Origin of the sequence: Variovorax sp. RTB1 (assembly GCF_035018765.1) — a bacterium.
Taxonomy (GTDB): Bacteria; Pseudomonadota; Gammaproteobacteria; order Burkholderiales; family Burkholderiaceae_C; genus Variovorax.
This window is the reverse complement of record NZ_JASJXG010000004.1, coordinates 154,326-171,086: the sequence shown is the minus strand read 5'-3', so window position 1 is coordinate 171,086 and position 16,761 is coordinate 154,326. Positions and strand designations below refer to the sequence as shown.

Here is a 16,761-nt window from a genome sequence, read left to right as displayed (position 1 = left end):
TCCGGTTCAGTGCGGCTTCTTGCCGAGATAGATCTGCTGGATCAACGGGTCGCTCATGATGCGGTCCGGCGTGTCTTCCATGATCACTGCGCCCTGGTGCAGCACCGTCACCTTGCGCGCGATCATGCGGATGAAATTCATGTCGTGTTCCACCACTACCAGCGCGTGCTGGCGGTTGATCTCGAGGATGAGTTCGGCCGTGCGCGCCACCTCGGCGTCGCTCATGCCGGCAGCGGGCTCGTCGAGCAGGATCAGCGGCGGATCGGCCGCGATCACCACGCCGATCTCGACCCACTGTCGCATGCCGTGCGCCAGCAACCCGGCCTGCACGTTGCGGTACGCGGCCATGCCGACGCGCTCCAACGTTTCGCCGGTGATGCGATTGGCCTGCGCGGTGCTGTTGAGCCGGCGCGCCGACAGCCACACGTTCTCCCACACGCTGAGTCCGTTGAAGAGGCTCGGCACCTGCGTCTTGATGCCGATGCCGAGCCGCCCCGGCTCGTGCGGCTGCATGTTGGAGATGTCCTTGCCGCGGAAAAGGATCTGCCCGGAGGTCGGCTTGACCTGGCCGGTCAGCAGCTTGAAGAAGGTGCTCTTGCCGGCGCCGTTGGGACCGATCACGCAGCGCAGCTCGTTCTCGGCCAACGAAAAGTTGACGTCGCGCGTGGCATGCACGCCGCCGAAGCGCACGTTGAGACCGCGGGTTTCGATCAGCGGCGTCATGGCGTCTGCTCCGAAGGCGTCAGCGTGAGGGTCGGCTCGGCCGTCATGACTGCGACCGCAGCCGATGAAGCGGGCTTCTGCGCAGCGGTGACTGCAGGCCGCCGCGTGCGACGCCACGCGGACTCGAGCAACTGGCCGATGCTCGGCACGATGCCCTTGGGCACCAGCAGCACGAACACCACCAGGATGCCGCCCAGCACCAGGTTCGAGTTGAAGACCTGCTGCGTGCCGATCTGCGAGGTGAGCCACTGGATCGCGACCGCGCCGACTACCGGGCCCACCAATGTTCCCAGCCCACCGACGATGACCCAAATGATGATCTGCGCCGATTGCGCGAGCCCGAAAATCGTGGGGCTGGTGAAGGCGCCCCAGTTGGCGAACAGGCAGCCGGCCAGGCCCGCGATGGCGCCGCCGAGCGTGAAGCTGAAGAGCTTGTAGGCCCGTGCGTCGTAGCCCAGCAGCAGCACCCGTTGTTCGTTCTCCTTGGCCGCGACGATGACGCGCCCGATCTTGGAAGCGATCAGCACACGCAACAAGAGATAAACCATCAGCAGGCAGGTGAAGGTGACGTAGAACAGGTCTTTGGGCGTCAGCACGTTGTCTTGCTGTCCGGGCCAATTGAGCGTTGGAATCGCAGGAATGCCGTTGAAACCGCCGAGCGGGGCGCTGCCGATTCGCCACTCCGGACCGGCCGTCGAGTTGATCAGGTTGAACAGGATCAGCGTGACGGTGAGCGTGATCACGCCCATGTACACGTCCGACAGCCGACCGTAGAAGATCACGTAGCCGAGCAGCATGGCGAACAGCGCCGGCACGACGATGGCAAGCAAGAAGGGCACGGTGCTATCGCCCATGTTCACCACCGCGATGGCATAGGTGTAGGAGCCGAGCCCGAAGAACGCCGCCTGCCCAAAGCACAGGATGCCGCCGAAGCCCCAGATGAAGGCCAGGCTCACCGACAAGATGGCCATCACCGCATAGATCGTGACTTCGATCAGCGTGTAGTCGTCCATCACGCCGGGCAACCCGAACATCAGCGCGATACCGATCGCGAGGCACAACGCGGCACTCCCCCAGGAGTTGGCGAAACGGTTCACAAAGAGCCTTTGAAGAAGCGGCCGGTGATGCCTTGCGGCAGCAGCCGCAGCATGACGATGGCGGCCAGCAGCAGCGCCACCTCGCCCAGCACCGGCGTGGTGACAAAGGTGGCGAGTTGGTTGATGGCGCCGAACAGCGTCGACGCGCCGAGCAGGCCGGCGAGGATCGCCGGTCCGCCGCCGATCACGGTGATGAAGGCTTTGGCCACGAAGGCGGCGCCCATCGTCGGAACCACACCGGTCAATGGCGCGAGCAGTCCGCCGGCCAGCCCTGACAGCGCCGCGCCGACCGCGAAAGTGACGGAGTAGACACGGCTCGGACTGATGCCGAGTGCGTTGGCCATATCGGGTTTCTGCATGGTGCCGCGTGCGATCAGGCCGAACTGCGTGCGCGTCAGCACGAAGCGGATGGCGAGCGACAGCACGACGGCCACCGCGATGATCACCAGCGTGTAGCCACTGACCGAATACGCACCGATCGAAAAGCTGCCCAGCGGCGCCGAGACGCCGGCCGTGGTGTTGCCCGCCACCGATGTGACGATGCCCACCAGCAGCAGCGACAGACCCCAGGTCGCCAACATGGTGTCGACCATGCGGCCATAGAGGCGGCGAATGACCAGCCGCTCCAACACCACACCGACGATGCCGACCGCGATCGGCGCGACGATGAATATCGCGACCCAGAGGTTGATGCCCACCTTGAGCGCGGCGATCACGGCATACGCACCGAGCATCATGAACTCGCCATGTGCGAGATTGATGACCTTCATCATTCCAAAGATGACAGCCAGACCGGCCGAGATGATGACCAGGCTCGCCACCGCGTAGAGCACCTGGATGAAAACGATGAGTGCGAGATCCATGTCGGCGCGCGTCCCTTATCTCTTGATCTAGGCCTTGATCACGTACTGCTGGTTGTCCTTCGGATTCTTGATGAGATTACAGACCGCGCTGGTGTCGACCGGTGGCTGCTGCTGAAACGTCTCGACGATGTTGAGTTGCTTGTTGCGGACCTCGGCGATACGCACATTGAGCACGCAGTGGTGCGTCTCGGGGTCGATCGAGACTTTGCCGCTCGGGCCGTCGATGCTGATGCCGCTTTCCAGCGCCGTGATCATCTTCTCGCGGTCGATGGAACCGGCCTTCTTGACAGCCTCGGCCCACAGCTTGAAACCCTGGTAGGTGCCCATCGCGAGTTCGGTGATGTTCGGATAGTCGGCACCGAAACGCTTGTAGAAGCGCTCCTTGAAAGCCTTGTTCTCCGGCGTGTCGACGTTCTGGAAGTAGTTGTACGACACCAGGAAGCCATCCGCCTCGGCGGGCGACAGAACGATATGCTCGTTGCCGCCGGCAAAGGTGGTCGATGCGAGCGGAATCTTCTTGGTCAGGCCTGCTGCTGCCCATTGGCGGTAGAAAGCAATGTGTGCGCCGCCGACCAGCGCCGAGACGATCATGTCGGGCTTGGCCTGCTCGATCTTCGAGATGGTCGGGCCGAAGTTCGTGACGTCGAGCGGAAAGAAGTCGATGGAAGCAATCGAGCCGCCGTTCTCCTGTACGAATTTCTTGACCCACTGCGAGGTGATCTGGCCGTAGTTGTAGTCGGCCGCCACCACGTAGACCTTCTTGCCCCACTTCTTCATGGCGTACGGAATGAGCTTGGCGACCGTCTGGCCTGGCGTGACGCCGGTGCAGAAGGTGTTGCGGTCGCACACCCCGCCTTCGTACTGCGTGTTGTAAAAGTAGAGTGTCTTGTTGCGGGTGAGCACCGGGCGAATCACTTCGCGCGAGGCGGAGGTGATGCCGCCCATCACGACCGTCGACTTGTCCTTCAACGCCGACTGTTGCGCGAACTGCGCGTAGAGCTGCATGTTCGATTGCGGGTCGTACGCGGCGAGCTTGATCTTCTTGCCGAGCAAGCCGCCTGCCGCGTTCTGTTCTTCGACCGCGAGCGTCATGCAGTCCGCCATCGGCTTGCCGTAGATGTCGAGCCCGCCCGACATGTCGATGATGCTGCCGACGACGATTTCGTCGGCGGCCATGGCGGCCATCGGGAACAGCGGCAAGGCGGAACCGGCGAGTGCGGCGGCGGAACCGTGGATGAAGGAACGACGATCCATGAACAAACTCCTCGAAGATTGACGGCGGGTGCCGTCGTGGTTTTATTGAAAGAAGGACTGCGGAAAGAAAACTGGAAAGGCGAGGGTCGCGGTCAGATCGCTTTCCAGTCGCCGGCCTGCTCGAATGCGAAGGCGGCGCGGTAGATCGTGGCTTCGTCGTAGAACTTGCCGACCAGCATCATCCCGACCGGCATGCCATCGACCAGCCCGCACGGCACGCTCATGGCCGGATGGCCGGTCACGTCGAACGGGCAGCAGTTGGGCAGCATCTCGAAGGCACGGCCGATCACTTCCTCGACCGGCGCACCAGCGGCGGGCAACGGCGTGGCGGTCATGGGCAGGGTGGGCATCAGCAGCAGGTCGAACTCTGCCAGCGAGCTGTCGTAGGCGGCCGTCAACTGGCGCGACAGGTTCTGCGACTTGGCGTAGAAGTGGCCGCGGTAGTGCTGGATGAAATACTCGCCCAGCACCATGGTGAGCTTGAGCGTTTCCGACAGCTCGTCGGCCCGCTGTTTCCAGCCCGCGTGGAAGTCGACCATGCTGGTGACGTACAGGCCCTTCCAATTGAAGCCGTGCCCGTTGTCCTTCATCATTTGCTGGGTCGCGCCCTCGGCCGCGATCGGCAACCAGATCGCCGGACCGACCGCATGCATGGGCACCGACACTTCGCTCACGATGGCGCCGAGCCCGGCGAACACCTCGGCCGCCTTGCGCACCTTTTCGTTCACCAAGGCGTCGGACTGCGGCCAGCCGAAGCCCTCAGTGACGATGCCGATGCGCATGCCCTTGACGCCGCCTTTCATGAGTTCGGCGTAGGGCTTGGATTCCTGGCCCGCATGCTGACGCGGGTCGAGCCCATCGGGCCCCGCCAGCACTTCGAGCATCAATGCGTTGTCGGTGACGTTGTTGGTCATCGGCCCGGTGTGGTCGATGGTCAGCTCGATCGGCATCACGCCGGTGTAGGGCACGAGGCCGTGCGTGGCCTTCATGCCGTAGATACCGCAGTAGGAAGCGGGCATGCGGATCGAGCCGCCCTGGTCGCCACCGATGGCGAGGTCGACTTCTCCAGCGGCGACCAACGCTGCGCTGCCGGACGACGAGCCGCCCGCCGAATACCCCATGCGGTGCGGGTTGTGCACCGGCCCCGAAGAACTGGTGTGCGAGCCGCCGGAAAAGCAGAAGTACTCGCAGACCGACTTGCCCACCACCGTGGCGCCGGCGTCGAGCAGCCGTGTGACGACCGTCGCATCGACGTTCGGCATGTAGCCCTCGAGCGTGGAGGCGCCATTCATCATGGGCACGCCGGCCAGGCACACGTTGTCTTTGAGCACGACCGTCTTGCCGTCGAGCTTGCCGCCCGGCTTGCCTTTGATCGTGGTCTTGATGTACCAGGCGCCGTACTTGTTTTCTTCGCCGGAGGGGCGGTAGCCGGGCGTGCGCGCGTAGCTGACGACGGGCTGGTAGTCGGGCATCGCATCGATCACATCGTAGGCATCGAAGTTGCCCTGGAGCAGCGCGTTGTAGCTGGACGCCTGCGATTCGGACAGATGGATGCCGAGACTCAATGCAACGTCTTGCAGCTGGTCGATGGTAGGGCGTTTGATGGCCATGGCTGACTCCGTCTTTTGCGTTGAATGTGGCTCGAATTCTGTAAGTTGATAGTTTTCACGTCAAGTATTTTATTTTCCTTGGAAAACAAAATTTGTCGGTCCACTTTGGTCAAAACCGCGTCAGAACACGAAAAGCATTGCCCTCGGCGCGGGCGAGATAGATCGGCACGCGGTTGATGCCGCTGCCTTCGTAAGCGGCGTCGCGGGCACTGCGGTAGACCAGCGGCGCGTGGCCCAGGTGCTCGCGGTCGATGCCCGTCTGCAGATGGCCGTCGAGCAGCGCCGCGAGGAAATGCATGCCTTCATAGGTCGACTGGCCGAAGGTATTGAGCGTGGGTGCGCGTTCGCCGAAGTGCGCGTGATAGCGCTCCTTGAACGCCAGGTTGGACTCGGTGTCGAGCGTGGCGAAATAGCCGCACGCGACATACAGCTCGTCTGCGTTGTCGGCGCCGATGCCGAGCAGCTCGTTTTCCCCCATGGCACACGAGAAGCGCAGCATGTCGCGGTGCAGACCGGCGCGGCCGAAAGCGCGATTGAATTCGATCGCATCCTGGCCTATAAGCGACACCAACACGGCGTCGGCGCGGCACTGACGCAGCGCGTCGAATGCCACCGAAAAATCGGTTGTGCCGAACGGGACATAGCTCTCGCCGACCATGGCGGCGCCCGCCTCGGCGATGTAGCCGCGCGCCATGCGATGCGACATGTGCGGCCAGATGTAGTCGTTGCCGATCGCGAACCAGCGCCGCGGACGCTTGCGCTGGCCGAGCCATGCAATGGACGGCTGAAGCTGGCGGGCGGTGGTCTCGCCGATCGCGAACACTCCGGCAGTGGACTCGCCCCCCTCATAGAGCGGGGTGTAGATGATCGGAATCTGGCCACCGACCGCGCGCAGGATGCGTTGCCGCACCCCGCTGGTATGCATGCCGATGATGGCGTCGATGTCGCCGGCCTGGACCAGTTCGGTCAGGGTGGCCTCGATGTCGGCCGAGTCGTCCGCCGCATTGACGGTGAGCAAACGGCAGGAGCGGCCGCCGATGCCCGCCTCGCGGTTGAGTTCGGCCACCGCCAGCTTCGCGGACGCGAGCGCCGACGGCCCCCATATGCCAGCCGAGCCACCGAGCGGCACGCAGAGCGCGATATTGAGTTCCGAACGCGCTAGCGGCGGGTGCGGGGGACGCCGCAAGTGCCAGGTGCCACCATACGGCGTGGGTTCGGGCGAGCGACGCATGACCGATCCAAGGGATAAAAACATCGGAACTCCCAAGCATTGCACCAAGATGGCAACAGGGATTGAAGTGCCGCAAAAATCGCGCCAACGCTTTCCAAGGAAAACGATCGTTGCTAACCTTGAAAGATACCCTGCGCACTCATGACAAAGCCTACCGCCCCACCCATGCCTGAGCAAGACATCTCGCAGTACCTTGCCTATCTGCTGGCCGCCGCCAACCGGCGCATGCGCATCGGGCTGGCCCAGTCGATCGCCGCAGAAGAAGTGACCGAGGAGCATTGGCGCATTCTTCAGGTGCTGGCAGACGAACAGGGGCGGTCGATGGGGGATCTGGCGGAGACGGTGTTGCTCAACCATCCGGCGCTGACCAAGAACGTCGACAAGCTGGTGGGCCGTGGCCTGGTGCAGCGGGCCGCGGATGCGTCGGACAGTCGCCGGGTGCTCGTTTACATCAGCGACCTCGGGCTCGAAACGGTGGCGCGCCTGAAGAAGAGCGTCGATGCGCACCACGGTCAACTGGAAGAGGCACTGGGGCCGCGCAAGACCAGTCAGCTCAAGAAGCTGCTCGAAAGCTTCATCGAGGAGTGCGAGACGCACTGAGCCGGCCGGTGCGCGTGGGCTTCTGGCCTTGCCGGGCCGACTCGCGCAACAGCCCCACCATCGCATTGCAGGCGGCCGACGGCTCGGCTTCGCTGCGCAGCAGCAGCCCGACCGGTTCTTCGGTGCCGGATGTCTGGATGCGCAGCCGTGCCAGCGTGCCAGCCTTCAGGTCGTCGTGGACAGCGCCGAGCGGCGTGATCCAGACCGCATCGGACTGCGCCACCAGCGCGCGCGCCACCATCAGGTCCAGCGTCTCCAATGCGTTCGGCGGCACTGCGAGGCCGCGCGCGGAAAAGAAACTCTCGGTGCTGTGGCGCGGGATCGTGCCCTCGGCGAACAACACGATCGGATAGGCGAGCACCGCCTGTACCGACGCTGCACGCCGGGCCAGCGGGTGCCCATTCCGTGCCACGAACACCAGCGGCTCGGCGTAGAGCAACTCGAAGCTCAAGCCCTTCATCAGCTGCGGATCGCTCATGCGGCCGGCGACGAGGTCGAGTTCTCCTGCGCGCAACGCGTCTAGCAGCACCGCGTTGGCAGCGCTCTTCACGGTCACCTGCAATGCCGGCCAATGGCTGCGCAGGCGGGCCAGCGCCTGCGGCAGCAGCGCCGGTGCCACGCTCGGCAGCGCGCCGATGCGCAAGCGCTCGAGTCGGTCACCCGCAGCGGGCGCGATCGCCTGCGCGCTGGCGTCCACCGCCTCCAGCACGCGCAGTGCGTGGCCCAGCAACTGTTCGCCCGTTGGCGTCAGGCCCTGAACGCCGCGCCGGCCGGCACTGCTGCGCTCGACCAGACGCGTGCCGGCAAGCGTCTCGAGCTCTGCCAATGTCTTGGAAATGGCCGGTTGGCTCAGCGCCAGTCGCTCCGCTGCGCGTGCCAAATGACGCTCCTGGGCGATCGCGACGAAGCATCGCAAATGACGCAGTTGCACGTTGCGGGCGAAGGCCAGCGAAGGAACAGCGGGAGCGGATTTCAATTACCGTTGATTATTGAAAAAGACGGAATCTTCAATTTACATGATCGAAGGCGACTTCTAAAGTAAAGCCCGCCGTTGAAATACCGACGAGACATCCTCAAGAAATTCAGACTGGACACAAAACATGCTGGACCGAACCCCAAAGCCCCTGGCGACGCTCTCACCGCGCGACTGGGCGAGCCACCCCTCGTACATTTACCCGGGCTACAAGTCGACCTTGAAGCGCGGCCCGCAACAGCCGCTGATTCCACTCAAGGCATCGCTCGGCGAACTGCAGCAACCGGTCTACGGTCACAACGCCATCGGCGAGTTCGACCACGACCTGACGCGCAACGCGCGCAAGAACGGCGAGCCGTTGGGCGAACGCATGATCCTGACCGGCCAGGTGATCGACGAGCGTCGACGCCCGGTCGCCAACACGCTGGTCGAGCTGTGGCAGGCCAACGCGTCGGGCCGCTATGTGCACAAGGTCGACCAGCACGATGCGCCGCTCGATCCCAACTTTCTCGGTGCCGGGCGCTGCCTGACCGACAGCGAAGGCCGTTATCGGTTTCTGACCATCAAGCCGGGTGCCTATCCCTGGGGCAATCATCCCAACGCATGGCGCCCGCAGCACATTCACTTGTCGCTGTTCGGCCAGCATTTCGCGAGTCGGCTGGTGACGCAGATGTACTTTCCCGGTGACCCGCTGATGCAGCACGACCCGATGATCAGCGGCACGCCGGAGCGCTATCGCAACCGCTTGATCGCCGACTTCAGCCTCGACGCCACCCAAGAAGGCTACGCACTGGGCTACCAGTTCGACATCGTGCTGCGCGGCGCCGACGAAACGCCGTTCGAAAACCGTTGATGGCCCGACAGACAAAGACACCGACAAGGAGACTCGCACCATGATGAGCGCACTGGAAGCCGACTTCGGCCAGACCCCTTCCCAAACCGTAGGCCCCTACTTTGCCTACGGCCTCACCGCCTCGCAATACGGCTACGACTTCGACCAGCCTTTCGACGCCGTGCTGGCGCTCGAAAACGCCAGAGGCGAGCGCATTCGGGTCGAAGGCCGCGTGATCGACGGCGACGGCAATGTAATCGGCGATGCGCTGGTCGAGATCAGCCAGCCCGATGGCGAAGGCCGCTATCCGCAAACGGTCGACGAGGCGCGAAGCTCGGGCTTTCGGGGATTCGGCCGCTGCGGCACGGGAACCGAAAGCGGCAATCGCTTCGTATTCCATACGGTGAAGCCCGGCACCGAAACATCGGGCGAGGCACCGCACATCAACGTCATCGTGACGATGCGAGGGCTGTTGCTGCACACCTTCACGCGAATCTATTTCAGCGACGAAGCGGGTGCCAACGCGAATGACGCCGTGCTGCAAAGCGTACCCGCCGATCGCCGCGGCACGTTGATCGCGGAACGCGTGGCGCAAGACGGCGCGGTGCGATATCGCTTCGACATCCGTATGCAGGGCGATGGCGAAACGGTGTTCTTCGACGTCTGAACCCAGCTTGCCGTGCAATGACGCGCCGAGAGATCGCGTCGTGAGCTCGACCGTAAAAAAGCCCGCTGCGAGCGGGCTTTTTCAATGGTGCCGGGACGCCTGACATGGCGTCTTCACCGGCATCTTCAATCAGACCGGTGAAGGAGCGACTCGGGGACCGTTTTCACATCGCCCGGCAATGTGCTGATGTAGCTGGCCAGTACCTTCAGTTCAGCCACGCTATACCGCTTCGCCTGCCCGCCCATGATGGCGTTGGCACGGCCGACCATCGGATGGTTGTCGGCCTTGTACGCCTTGAGTGCGACGAAGAGATAGTCCGGATACTGGCCGGCCAGCTTGGGCACGGTGCCGTCGTTCGGCGTATTGAAATTGGCGCCGTGGCACTTGGTGCAGGCGTTGGCCGAATCCCGCGCGATAAGTGCTTCGACTTCCTTGCTGGGCGCCTTGGCCAACGCAGCCGGCGGCGCGTCGCCTTCTTTCAGGCCGAGCTGGCTGTAGTACGCAGCGAGGTCGACGATGTCTTGCGGCGCAAGGGTGTCGGCGATGGCACGCATCGTCGGGTGCTTGCGATCGCCGCCCTTGTAAGCAGTGAGTGCCGACACGATGTAGGTGGCGCTTTGGCCCGCAATCATCGGCACCTTGTGGATCTCGGGAAAGCTCGCCTGGTACCCGACGATGCCGTGGCAACCCACGCACATGGCGATCTTTTTGGAGCCGTCTTTCGCGTTGCCGGTGAGCGTTTGGGACTGGGCCGAAAACGTCACGCAAGCGACAGCGAAGGCAAATATCGTGGTCAACAACTTGTTCATTTTGCGCGCACAATCTCGTGGAAATTTCGGTTTCTCTATCAGCTTTCGATTATATGCGGCGGCTCATGGGGCGGCTCTCAGCAGCCCCGTGCGGAATGCGCCTCACAGGCCGCATAGCGACTCGACTGTCTTCTTTTATCCACCCTCCTGTTGCAGCTACATCCATGAAATTCAAGGGTTCAGACAACTACGTTGCCACGCAAGACCTGATGCTGGCAGTCAACGCCGCCATCACGCTCAAACGGCCCCTGCTCGTCAAGGGCGAACCCGGCACCGGCAAGACGATGCTGGCCGAAGAAGTGGCACAGGCACTCGAACTGCCGCTGCTCCAATGGCACATCAAGTCGACCACCAAGGCGCAACAGGGTCTGTATGAATACGACGCCGTCAGCCGCCTTCGCGATTCGCAACTGGCCGACGTCGACGGTGGCGAGCGCGTCAAGAACATACACAACTACATCCTGAAGGGCGTGTTGTGGCAAGCCTTCACGGCAGAAGAACCGGTTGCACTGCTGATCGACGAAATCGACAAGGCCGACATCGAATTTCCGAACGACCTGCTGCGCGAAATCGACCGCATGGAGTTCTATTGCTACGAGACGCGCGAGCTCATTCGCGCCAAGCACCGGCCGCTGGTGTTCATCACGTCGAACAACGAGAAAGAACTGCCCGACGCTTTTCTGCGCCGCTGCTTCTTCCACTACATCAAGTTTCCAGACGCCTCCACGATGAAGCAGATCGTCGACGTGCACTTCCCCGGCCTGAAGCAGGAGTTGCTCACCGCCGCGATGAAGACGTTCTACGACGTGCGCAACCTGCCTGGCCTGAAGAAGAAGCCTTCGACCTCCGAACTGCTCGACTGGCTCAAGCTGCTGGTGGCTGAAGACATTCCGCTCGAAGCGTTGCAGAGCAAGGAAGACAAGGTGGCAGTGCCGCCGCTGGTCGGCGCGCTGCTCAAGAACGAACAGGACGTGACGCTGTTCGAGAAGCTCGTCTTCATGCAGCGCAACAACCGCTGAGGCCCATGGCTCAAACACCGCACCCGACGAGCCAGTTGCTCATTCTCGGCGTCGCGCAGGCGGTGCTGTTCGTCGTGGGCGGCTTGTTGGGTCGCTGGATCGGCATGGCGTTCGGCATCGATGCCTTTGCCAGCGCCGGCTACAGCGCCCGCGAAATGATCGGCATCCTGCTCGTCGGCCTCGGTGCCGGTGGCGGGCTGCAGTTGGCGCGTGTCTGGTACGCGCGCCGGTATGGAAACCCCAGAGGCTGAACAGATGGCTTTCGTCGAACCGATCACTCTATCGTCGCGTGGCATCGCGTTGGTGCCGCTGGCGCTCTCGCACGAATTGGGCTTGCGCGCCGCAGCGGCCGATGGCGAGTTATGGAAATTGCGTATTACCTCGGTGCCCGAGCCGCAAGACACGCGCGGCTACATCGAGACCGCATTGCAGATGCGCGAGGCCGGCAATCGTTTCGCATTTGCGGTCACCGAGGAGGCCACCGGCACCGTGCTTGGCAGTACCAGCTATCACGACATCCTGCCCGCAGTGAAACGCGTCGAGATCGGCTACACCTGGTATGCGAAGCGCTGCCAGCGCACGCACGTCAACACGACCTGCAAGCTGCTGATGCTGAGCCACGCTTTCGACGTGCTCGGCTGCAATGTGGTCGGCTGGCGCACCGACAACTTCAACCACGCGTCGCAGCGCGCCATCGAGCGGCTCGGCGCCCGCAAAGACGGCGTGATCCGCGGCCATGCAATGCGCCGCGACGGCACCATCCGCGACACGGTGATGTACAGCCTGCGCTCGGGCGAATGGCCGGAGGTCAGGGCGCAACTGCTCTATCTGCTCGACAAGCCACGTTCGCAAGCAAACCACAAGGAGTGATCCGCCATGCTGATCGACTTTTTCTACACCCTGCGCTCGGCCAAGTTGCCGGTGTCGGTCAAGGAATACCTGGTCCTGCTCGAAGCACTGAAGGCCGACGTGGTCGGACCCAATTCCGACGATGCTTTCGGCCTCGATGACTTCTACTATCTGAGCCGCACTTCGCTGGTCAAGGACGAGAAGCACTACGACAAATTCGATCGCGCCTTTGCCAGCTACTTCAAGGGCGTCGACACGCTGACCGACTTCACCAAGGAAGTGCCACTCGACTGGCTGCGCAAAACGCTGGAACGCGAGTTCACCGCCGAAGAAAAAGCCAAGATCGAAAAGATGGGCTGGGACGAGCTGATGGAAACGCTGAAGAAGCGTTTCGAGGAGCAAAAGGAGCGGCACGAAGGCGGCAACAAGTGGATCGGCACTGGCGGCACATCGCCATTCGGCAACGGCGGCTACAACCCGCAAGGCGTGCGCATCGGCGGTGCCGGCAAGAACAAGAGCGCGGTCAAGGTGTGGGACCAGCGCGCTTACAAGGACTATGACGACAGCCAGGAACTGGGCACGCGCAACATCAAGATCGCGCTGCGGCGCCTGCGCAAGTTTGCGCGCGAAGGTCATGAAGAAGAACTCGACCTCGACCACACCATCCAATCGACCGCAGCCAACGCCGGCTATCTCGACATCAAGATGCGGCCCGAGCGTCACAACAACGTCAAGGTGCTGTTGCTGATGGACGTGGGCGGCACCATGGACGAACACATCCAGCGCGTCGAAGAGCTGTTTTCAGCTGTCAAGACCGAGTTCAAGCACCTCGAGTTCTATTACTTCCACAACTGCGTCTACGACTTCATGTGGAAGAACAACAAGCGGCGCTTCTCGGAAAAGTTCGCCACGGTCGACATCCTGCGCAAGTACAACAAGGACTACAAGCTCATCTTCGTCGGCGACGCCACGATGAGCCCCTACGAAATCCTGCAGCCGGGCGGCAGCGTCGAATACAACAACGAAGAGGCCGGTGCCGAATGGATGGCGCGCCTGACGCATGCCTTCCCTAAATTTGCCTGGATCAACCCGGAACCCCAGGGGGTCTGGCAGTACCGCCAGAGCATCGCCGTGATGCAGCAGTTGGTGTCCAACCGCATGTATCCGCTCACGCTCAAGGGGCTGGAAGAGGCGATGCGCCTGCTTTCCAAATAGCGTCGACCGGAACATTGATCCGGATCAAACTTAAAATTTGAGCATTTCGCTACTTTCAGATACATTAATACAAACGTACACACATTCGACCCTTAAGCTCAACACATCATGTCGATCAGCGTCCCGCCCGAAATCTTTACATCGGCCACGGAGGCTGCGTCCGTGGGACAGTTGGAGCGCGCTCCCGTTGCCAATACCGTAACCATCCGCGGCGTCCGGCTGCCATTGGATGAACTGGTCAACTACAAGCTCTTCGAGCCGGAGCAGCGGCAGCGCTTTCGCGATGAGCTGCTGGTCGCAAAGCCTTTTCCGCATCTGGTGATCGAAGGCATCTTCAATCCGCGCCTGCTGGAGCTGGTGCTCGAAGAGTTCGAAACGCTCACGACGGGCGGTTGGCTCGACGTCAAGAGCCGCTATGAATCGTTTCGCCGATCGGTGATCGGGGCCCGCCTCGGGCCGGCTTCGCAAATTTATTTCGACATCGTCAACTCGGGCTGGTTCACCGAATGGGTGTCGAGCATCACGGGCCGCCCGTACCTGCTGCCCGACCCGCAATTGCATGGCGGCGGTCTGCACGAAAGCCGCACCGGCGCCTCGTTCGCGATCCATCGCGACTTCGGCCGCCACACCGAGTCCGGACTGATCAACGAGATGGTGTTCATCACCTATCTCAACAAGGGTTGGGACCCGACCTGGGGCTCGGCACTCGAGCTATGGGACAAGAAGAAAAATGCCTGCATCACCAAGGTGCAGCCGGAATTTGGACGCAGCATATTCATGCTGCACGGCAAGGCCAGCTACCACGGTCATACCGATCCACTCAACGCGCCCGACGGCCGGCCGCGGCGTTCGATCGCCGCCTATTACTACAGCAGTCCCGAGGCCGGCAAACCGAGTCGCGACATGCTCAACACCATCTTCATGGACCGTCGTCCCATCGACAAGGCCCTCGCGGTGGCACGTGTGCTGACGCCGCCGATCGTCTGGTCGACCATCAAGAAGGTCACCGGCCGCTGACCCTGCCGTTGCGCATGTGACCCTGCGGTGCTGTGGGGGCATATCGGGCGGGCTGACCTTGCTGTCAGAATCGACCCGATGGTCAGGAGGGTGCTTTTTTTAACGCCGGCATGGATGCCGGCTTTGTTTTTTGCGAGTGTCCTTCTTCTGCAGGGATGCAGCGTGCTGTCGGGCCTCACTGGCCACACACCGCCCGCGGATGCACCTGAAGGCGCACCGGTCGCCAGCAGCACTGCGCAACGCGACAAGCGCGACGCCTTCGCCCTCGAAGTGCACGGCCCTGAAACGGTCCGTGACTACCTCAACCGGCACCTCGAAATTCAGCGCTATCGCCAAGTCGACGACCTTGGCGCCGCCGAACTCTCGCGCCTTATGGTGGCCGCCGAGGCCAACGCGCGCGAGCTGCTCGGCACGCTGGGTTACTTCACGCCCACGCTTACGCTCGAACTCAAGGAAACACCAATTGCTGGCGCCAAGGCTCCTCGCGAAGTGGTCATCACGGTCGACCCCGGCGAAGTGACGCATGTCAGTTCGGTGCAGATCGGCTTTGCCGGCCCCATCGAAAACGATCCGACGTCGCAAGCGCACCGTGACGCGGTACGGGTCGGTTGGTCTTTGCGTGCCGGGCAGCCGTTCAACCAACTGGCCTGGGACAACGCCAAGGCCGTGGCATTGCGCAACCTGACGGCCAAGCGCTACCCGACCGGCAGCATTCTGAAGAGCGTGGCCGATGTCGACGCCGACCGGCAGGAGGCGAAGTTGTCGGTCGATTACCAGTCCGGCCCGGCCTATCGCTTCGGCCCGCTGCAGGTGCGCGGAAGCGAACGCTACGACGCCAACGGCGCCCGCCGCATTGCCCGCGTGCCGACCGGCGCCGATTACGACCAGCAAAAACTGCTCGATGCGCAGCAACGTCTCGCCAGCAGCGGCTACTACGACTCGGTGTTCCTGACGCTCGACACCGAGTCATTGAACCCGCAGGCAGCGCCAGTGGTCGCGCAGCTGCGCGAAGCGCCCCTGCAAAAGATCGTGCTCGGCGCGGGCTTCACCACCGACAGTGGACCGCGCCTTTCCGTTGACCACATCGACAACAAGATGCCGGTGCTCGGCTGGCGTGCCGTGTCGCGGCTTTCGGTCGACCGCGAGACCCGCTCGCTCGGCTCGGAATGGAACAGCATCCCCGGCGACAACGGGTGGCGCTGGTTCGCGAGCGGTGAGCTCAAGCGTGAAACCGCAGGCACCTACGACGTGGACAGCGGCCGATTGCGCAGTGGCCGCAGCAAAGCAGGCGATCACATCGACCGCAGCTATTTCCTGCAATACGACTACGCGCAAAACCGCGGTTACGACGCACCGCCGTCAGCTTCGGCGATCAGTGCCAACTGGGGATGGACCGGCCGCTACTTCGACAACAACACCGCACCTGCGCGCGGCCAGGCGCTGGCGCTCGAAGTCGGCGCCGGCTACACGCTGACGGGCGAACAAACGCCCTTCGTGCGCACGTATGCGCGCTGGCTTGGCATCGTGCCGATCGGCACGGTGCCTGAGGACGGCACGCAGGCACGTCGCAGCCGACTGCAGTTGCGGCTCGAAGGCGGCGTGGTCGCGGCCAAAGACAGCGCGCAGATCCCGTCGACGCTGATGTTTCTGACCGGTGGCGACACCACGGTGCGTGGCTACAGCTACCGCCAGATCGGCAGCGTGCGCAGCGACGGCACCATCGTCGCCGGTCGCTATCTCGCGGTGGCCAGCGTCGAATGGCAACGCCCGGTCGTCTATGGCGGCAAGCTCACCGATTTCGAGAGCGTGACCTTCGTCGACGCCGGCGCCGTGGCCGACAAGCCCGGGCTGTTGAAAGCCAAGGTCGGCGTGGGTGCCGGCGTGCGCTGGCGCAGCCCGGTCGGTCCGGTGCAGGCCGACGTCGCGTACGGCGTCGACACCAGGAAGTTCAGGCTGCATCTGCGGCTCGGCTTTACCTTTTGAGATCGCGCTAGCCGACAAG

At 62.9% G+C, this 16,761-nt stretch carries 17 protein-coding genes; 9 read left to right on the top strand and 8 right to left on the bottom strand.

The genetic code is table 11. The features are described 5' to 3' along the window. Positions 1–6: 6 nt before the first annotated feature. From QN397_RS04695 to QN397_RS04670, 6 genes are all read right to left on the bottom strand, one after another. Positions 7–723: an ATP-binding cassette domain-containing protein gene (locus tag QN397_RS04695; protein ID WP_323495668.1), complete on the bottom strand. Its 717-nt coding sequence runs from the start codon at positions 721–723 to the stop codon at positions 7–9. Then, positions 720–1,820: a branched-chain amino acid ABC transporter permease gene (locus tag QN397_RS04690; protein WP_323500199.1), complete on the bottom strand. Its 1,101-nt coding sequence runs from the start codon at positions 1,818–1,820 to the stop codon at positions 720–722. The genes QN397_RS04695 and QN397_RS04690 overlap by 4 nt, the downstream gene beginning before the upstream one ends. Next, positions 1,817–2,683 (bottom strand): branched-chain amino acid ABC transporter permease, encoded by an 867-nt coding sequence (locus QN397_RS04685; protein ID WP_323495670.1) that lies wholly within the window; start codon positions 2,681–2,683, stop codon positions 1,817–1,819. Before QN397_RS04685 ends, QN397_RS04690 begins: the two co-directional genes overlap by 4 nt. Positions 2,684–2,710: 27 nt before the next feature. Then, positions 2,711–3,937 (bottom strand): ABC transporter substrate-binding protein, encoded by a 1,227-nt coding sequence (locus QN397_RS04680; protein WP_323495671.1) that lies wholly within the window; start codon positions 3,935–3,937, stop codon positions 2,711–2,713. Between the two features lie 92 nt (positions 3,938–4,029). After that, positions 4,030–5,547 carry an amidase gene (locus QN397_RS04675; protein ID WP_323495672.1) on the bottom strand — a complete coding sequence of 506 codons (1,518 nt, stop codon included), beginning with the start codon at positions 5,545–5,547 and terminating at the stop codon, positions 4,030–4,032. 109 nt (positions 5,548–5,656) lie between these two features. Beyond that, positions 5,657–6,733, bottom strand: coding sequence for a substrate-binding domain-containing protein (locus QN397_RS04670; RefSeq protein WP_323495817.1), 1,077 nt, complete (start codon positions 6,731–6,733; stop codon positions 5,657–5,659). A 210-nt stretch (positions 6,734–6,943) separates the two neighbouring features. Here QN397_RS04670 and QN397_RS04665 point away from each other — a divergent pair, with 210 nt between their 5' ends. Further along, positions 6,944–7,378, top strand: a complete 435-nt coding sequence (locus QN397_RS04665) for a MarR family winged helix-turn-helix transcriptional regulator (protein WP_323495673.1) — start codon at positions 6,944–6,946, stop codon at positions 7,376–7,378. On the opposite strand, the gene QN397_RS04660 is transcribed toward QN397_RS04665, so the two are convergent. Next, entirely contained in the window at positions 7,353–8,354 is a 1,002-nt protein-coding gene (locus QN397_RS04660; RefSeq protein ID WP_323500198.1) for a LysR substrate-binding domain-containing protein, read from the bottom strand. The two genes, QN397_RS04665 and QN397_RS04660, sit on opposite strands and share 26 nt — an antisense overlap. Before the next feature lie 124 nt (positions 8,355–8,478). On the opposite strand from QN397_RS04660, the gene pcaH reads away from it, so the two are divergent. Further along, a complete protein-coding gene (gene pcaH / locus QN397_RS04655) occupies positions 8,479–9,204 on the top strand; it encodes a protocatechuate 3,4-dioxygenase subunit beta (RefSeq protein WP_323500197.1) in 726 nt (241 codons plus the stop codon). 40 nt (positions 9,205–9,244) lie between these two features. Beyond that, positions 9,245–9,850, top strand: coding sequence for a protocatechuate 3,4-dioxygenase subunit alpha (gene pcaG, locus QN397_RS04650; RefSeq protein WP_416352144.1), 606 nt, complete (start codon positions 9,245–9,247; stop codon positions 9,848–9,850). 125 nt (positions 9,851–9,975) lie between these two features. Here the strand turns inward: pcaG and QN397_RS04645 are convergent, their stop codons facing one another. Continuing rightward, positions 9,976–10,659, bottom strand: coding sequence for a c-type cytochrome (locus tag QN397_RS04645; RefSeq protein WP_323495676.1), 684 nt, complete (start codon positions 10,657–10,659; stop codon positions 9,976–9,978). Positions 10,660–10,823: 164 nt separating this feature from the next. Here QN397_RS04645 and QN397_RS04640 point away from each other — a divergent pair, with 164 nt between their 5' ends. The 6 genes from QN397_RS04640 (at position 10,824) to QN397_RS04615 (ending at position 16,742) form a co-directional block, all read left to right on the top strand. Next, positions 10,824–11,678 carry an AAA family ATPase gene (locus QN397_RS04640; RefSeq protein ID WP_187053044.1) on the top strand — a complete coding sequence of 285 codons (855 nt, stop codon included), beginning with the start codon at positions 10,824–10,826 and terminating at the stop codon, positions 11,676–11,678. Positions 11,679–11,683: 5 nt separating this feature from the next. Beyond that, positions 11,684–11,929 (top strand): hypothetical protein, encoded by a 246-nt coding sequence (locus QN397_RS04635; protein WP_323495677.1) that lies wholly within the window; start codon positions 11,684–11,686, stop codon positions 11,927–11,929. A gap of 4 nt (positions 11,930–11,933) precedes the next feature. Beyond that, positions 11,934–12,548 (top strand): GNAT family protein, encoded by a 615-nt coding sequence (locus QN397_RS04630; RefSeq protein WP_323495678.1) that lies wholly within the window; start codon positions 11,934–11,936, stop codon positions 12,546–12,548. A gap of 6 nt (positions 12,549–12,554) precedes the next feature. After that, on the top strand, positions 12,555–13,742 hold the full coding sequence (locus tag QN397_RS04625) for a vWA domain-containing protein (protein WP_187053047.1): 1,188 nt from the start codon (positions 12,555–12,557) through the stop codon (positions 13,740–13,742). Between the two features lie 108 nt (positions 13,743–13,850). Next, the gene (locus QN397_RS04620) at positions 13,851–14,759 is read left to right on the top strand and encodes a 2OG-Fe(II) oxygenase (protein ID WP_323495679.1); all 909 of its coding nucleotides are present in this window, start codon (positions 13,851–13,853) and stop codon (positions 14,757–14,759) included. A gap of 114 nt (positions 14,760–14,873) precedes the next feature. Continuing rightward, entirely contained in the window at positions 14,874–16,742 is a 1,869-nt protein-coding gene (locus tag QN397_RS04615) for an autotransporter assembly complex protein TamA (RefSeq protein ID WP_416352303.1), read from the top strand. Positions 16,743–16,761: the final 19 nt, after the last annotated feature.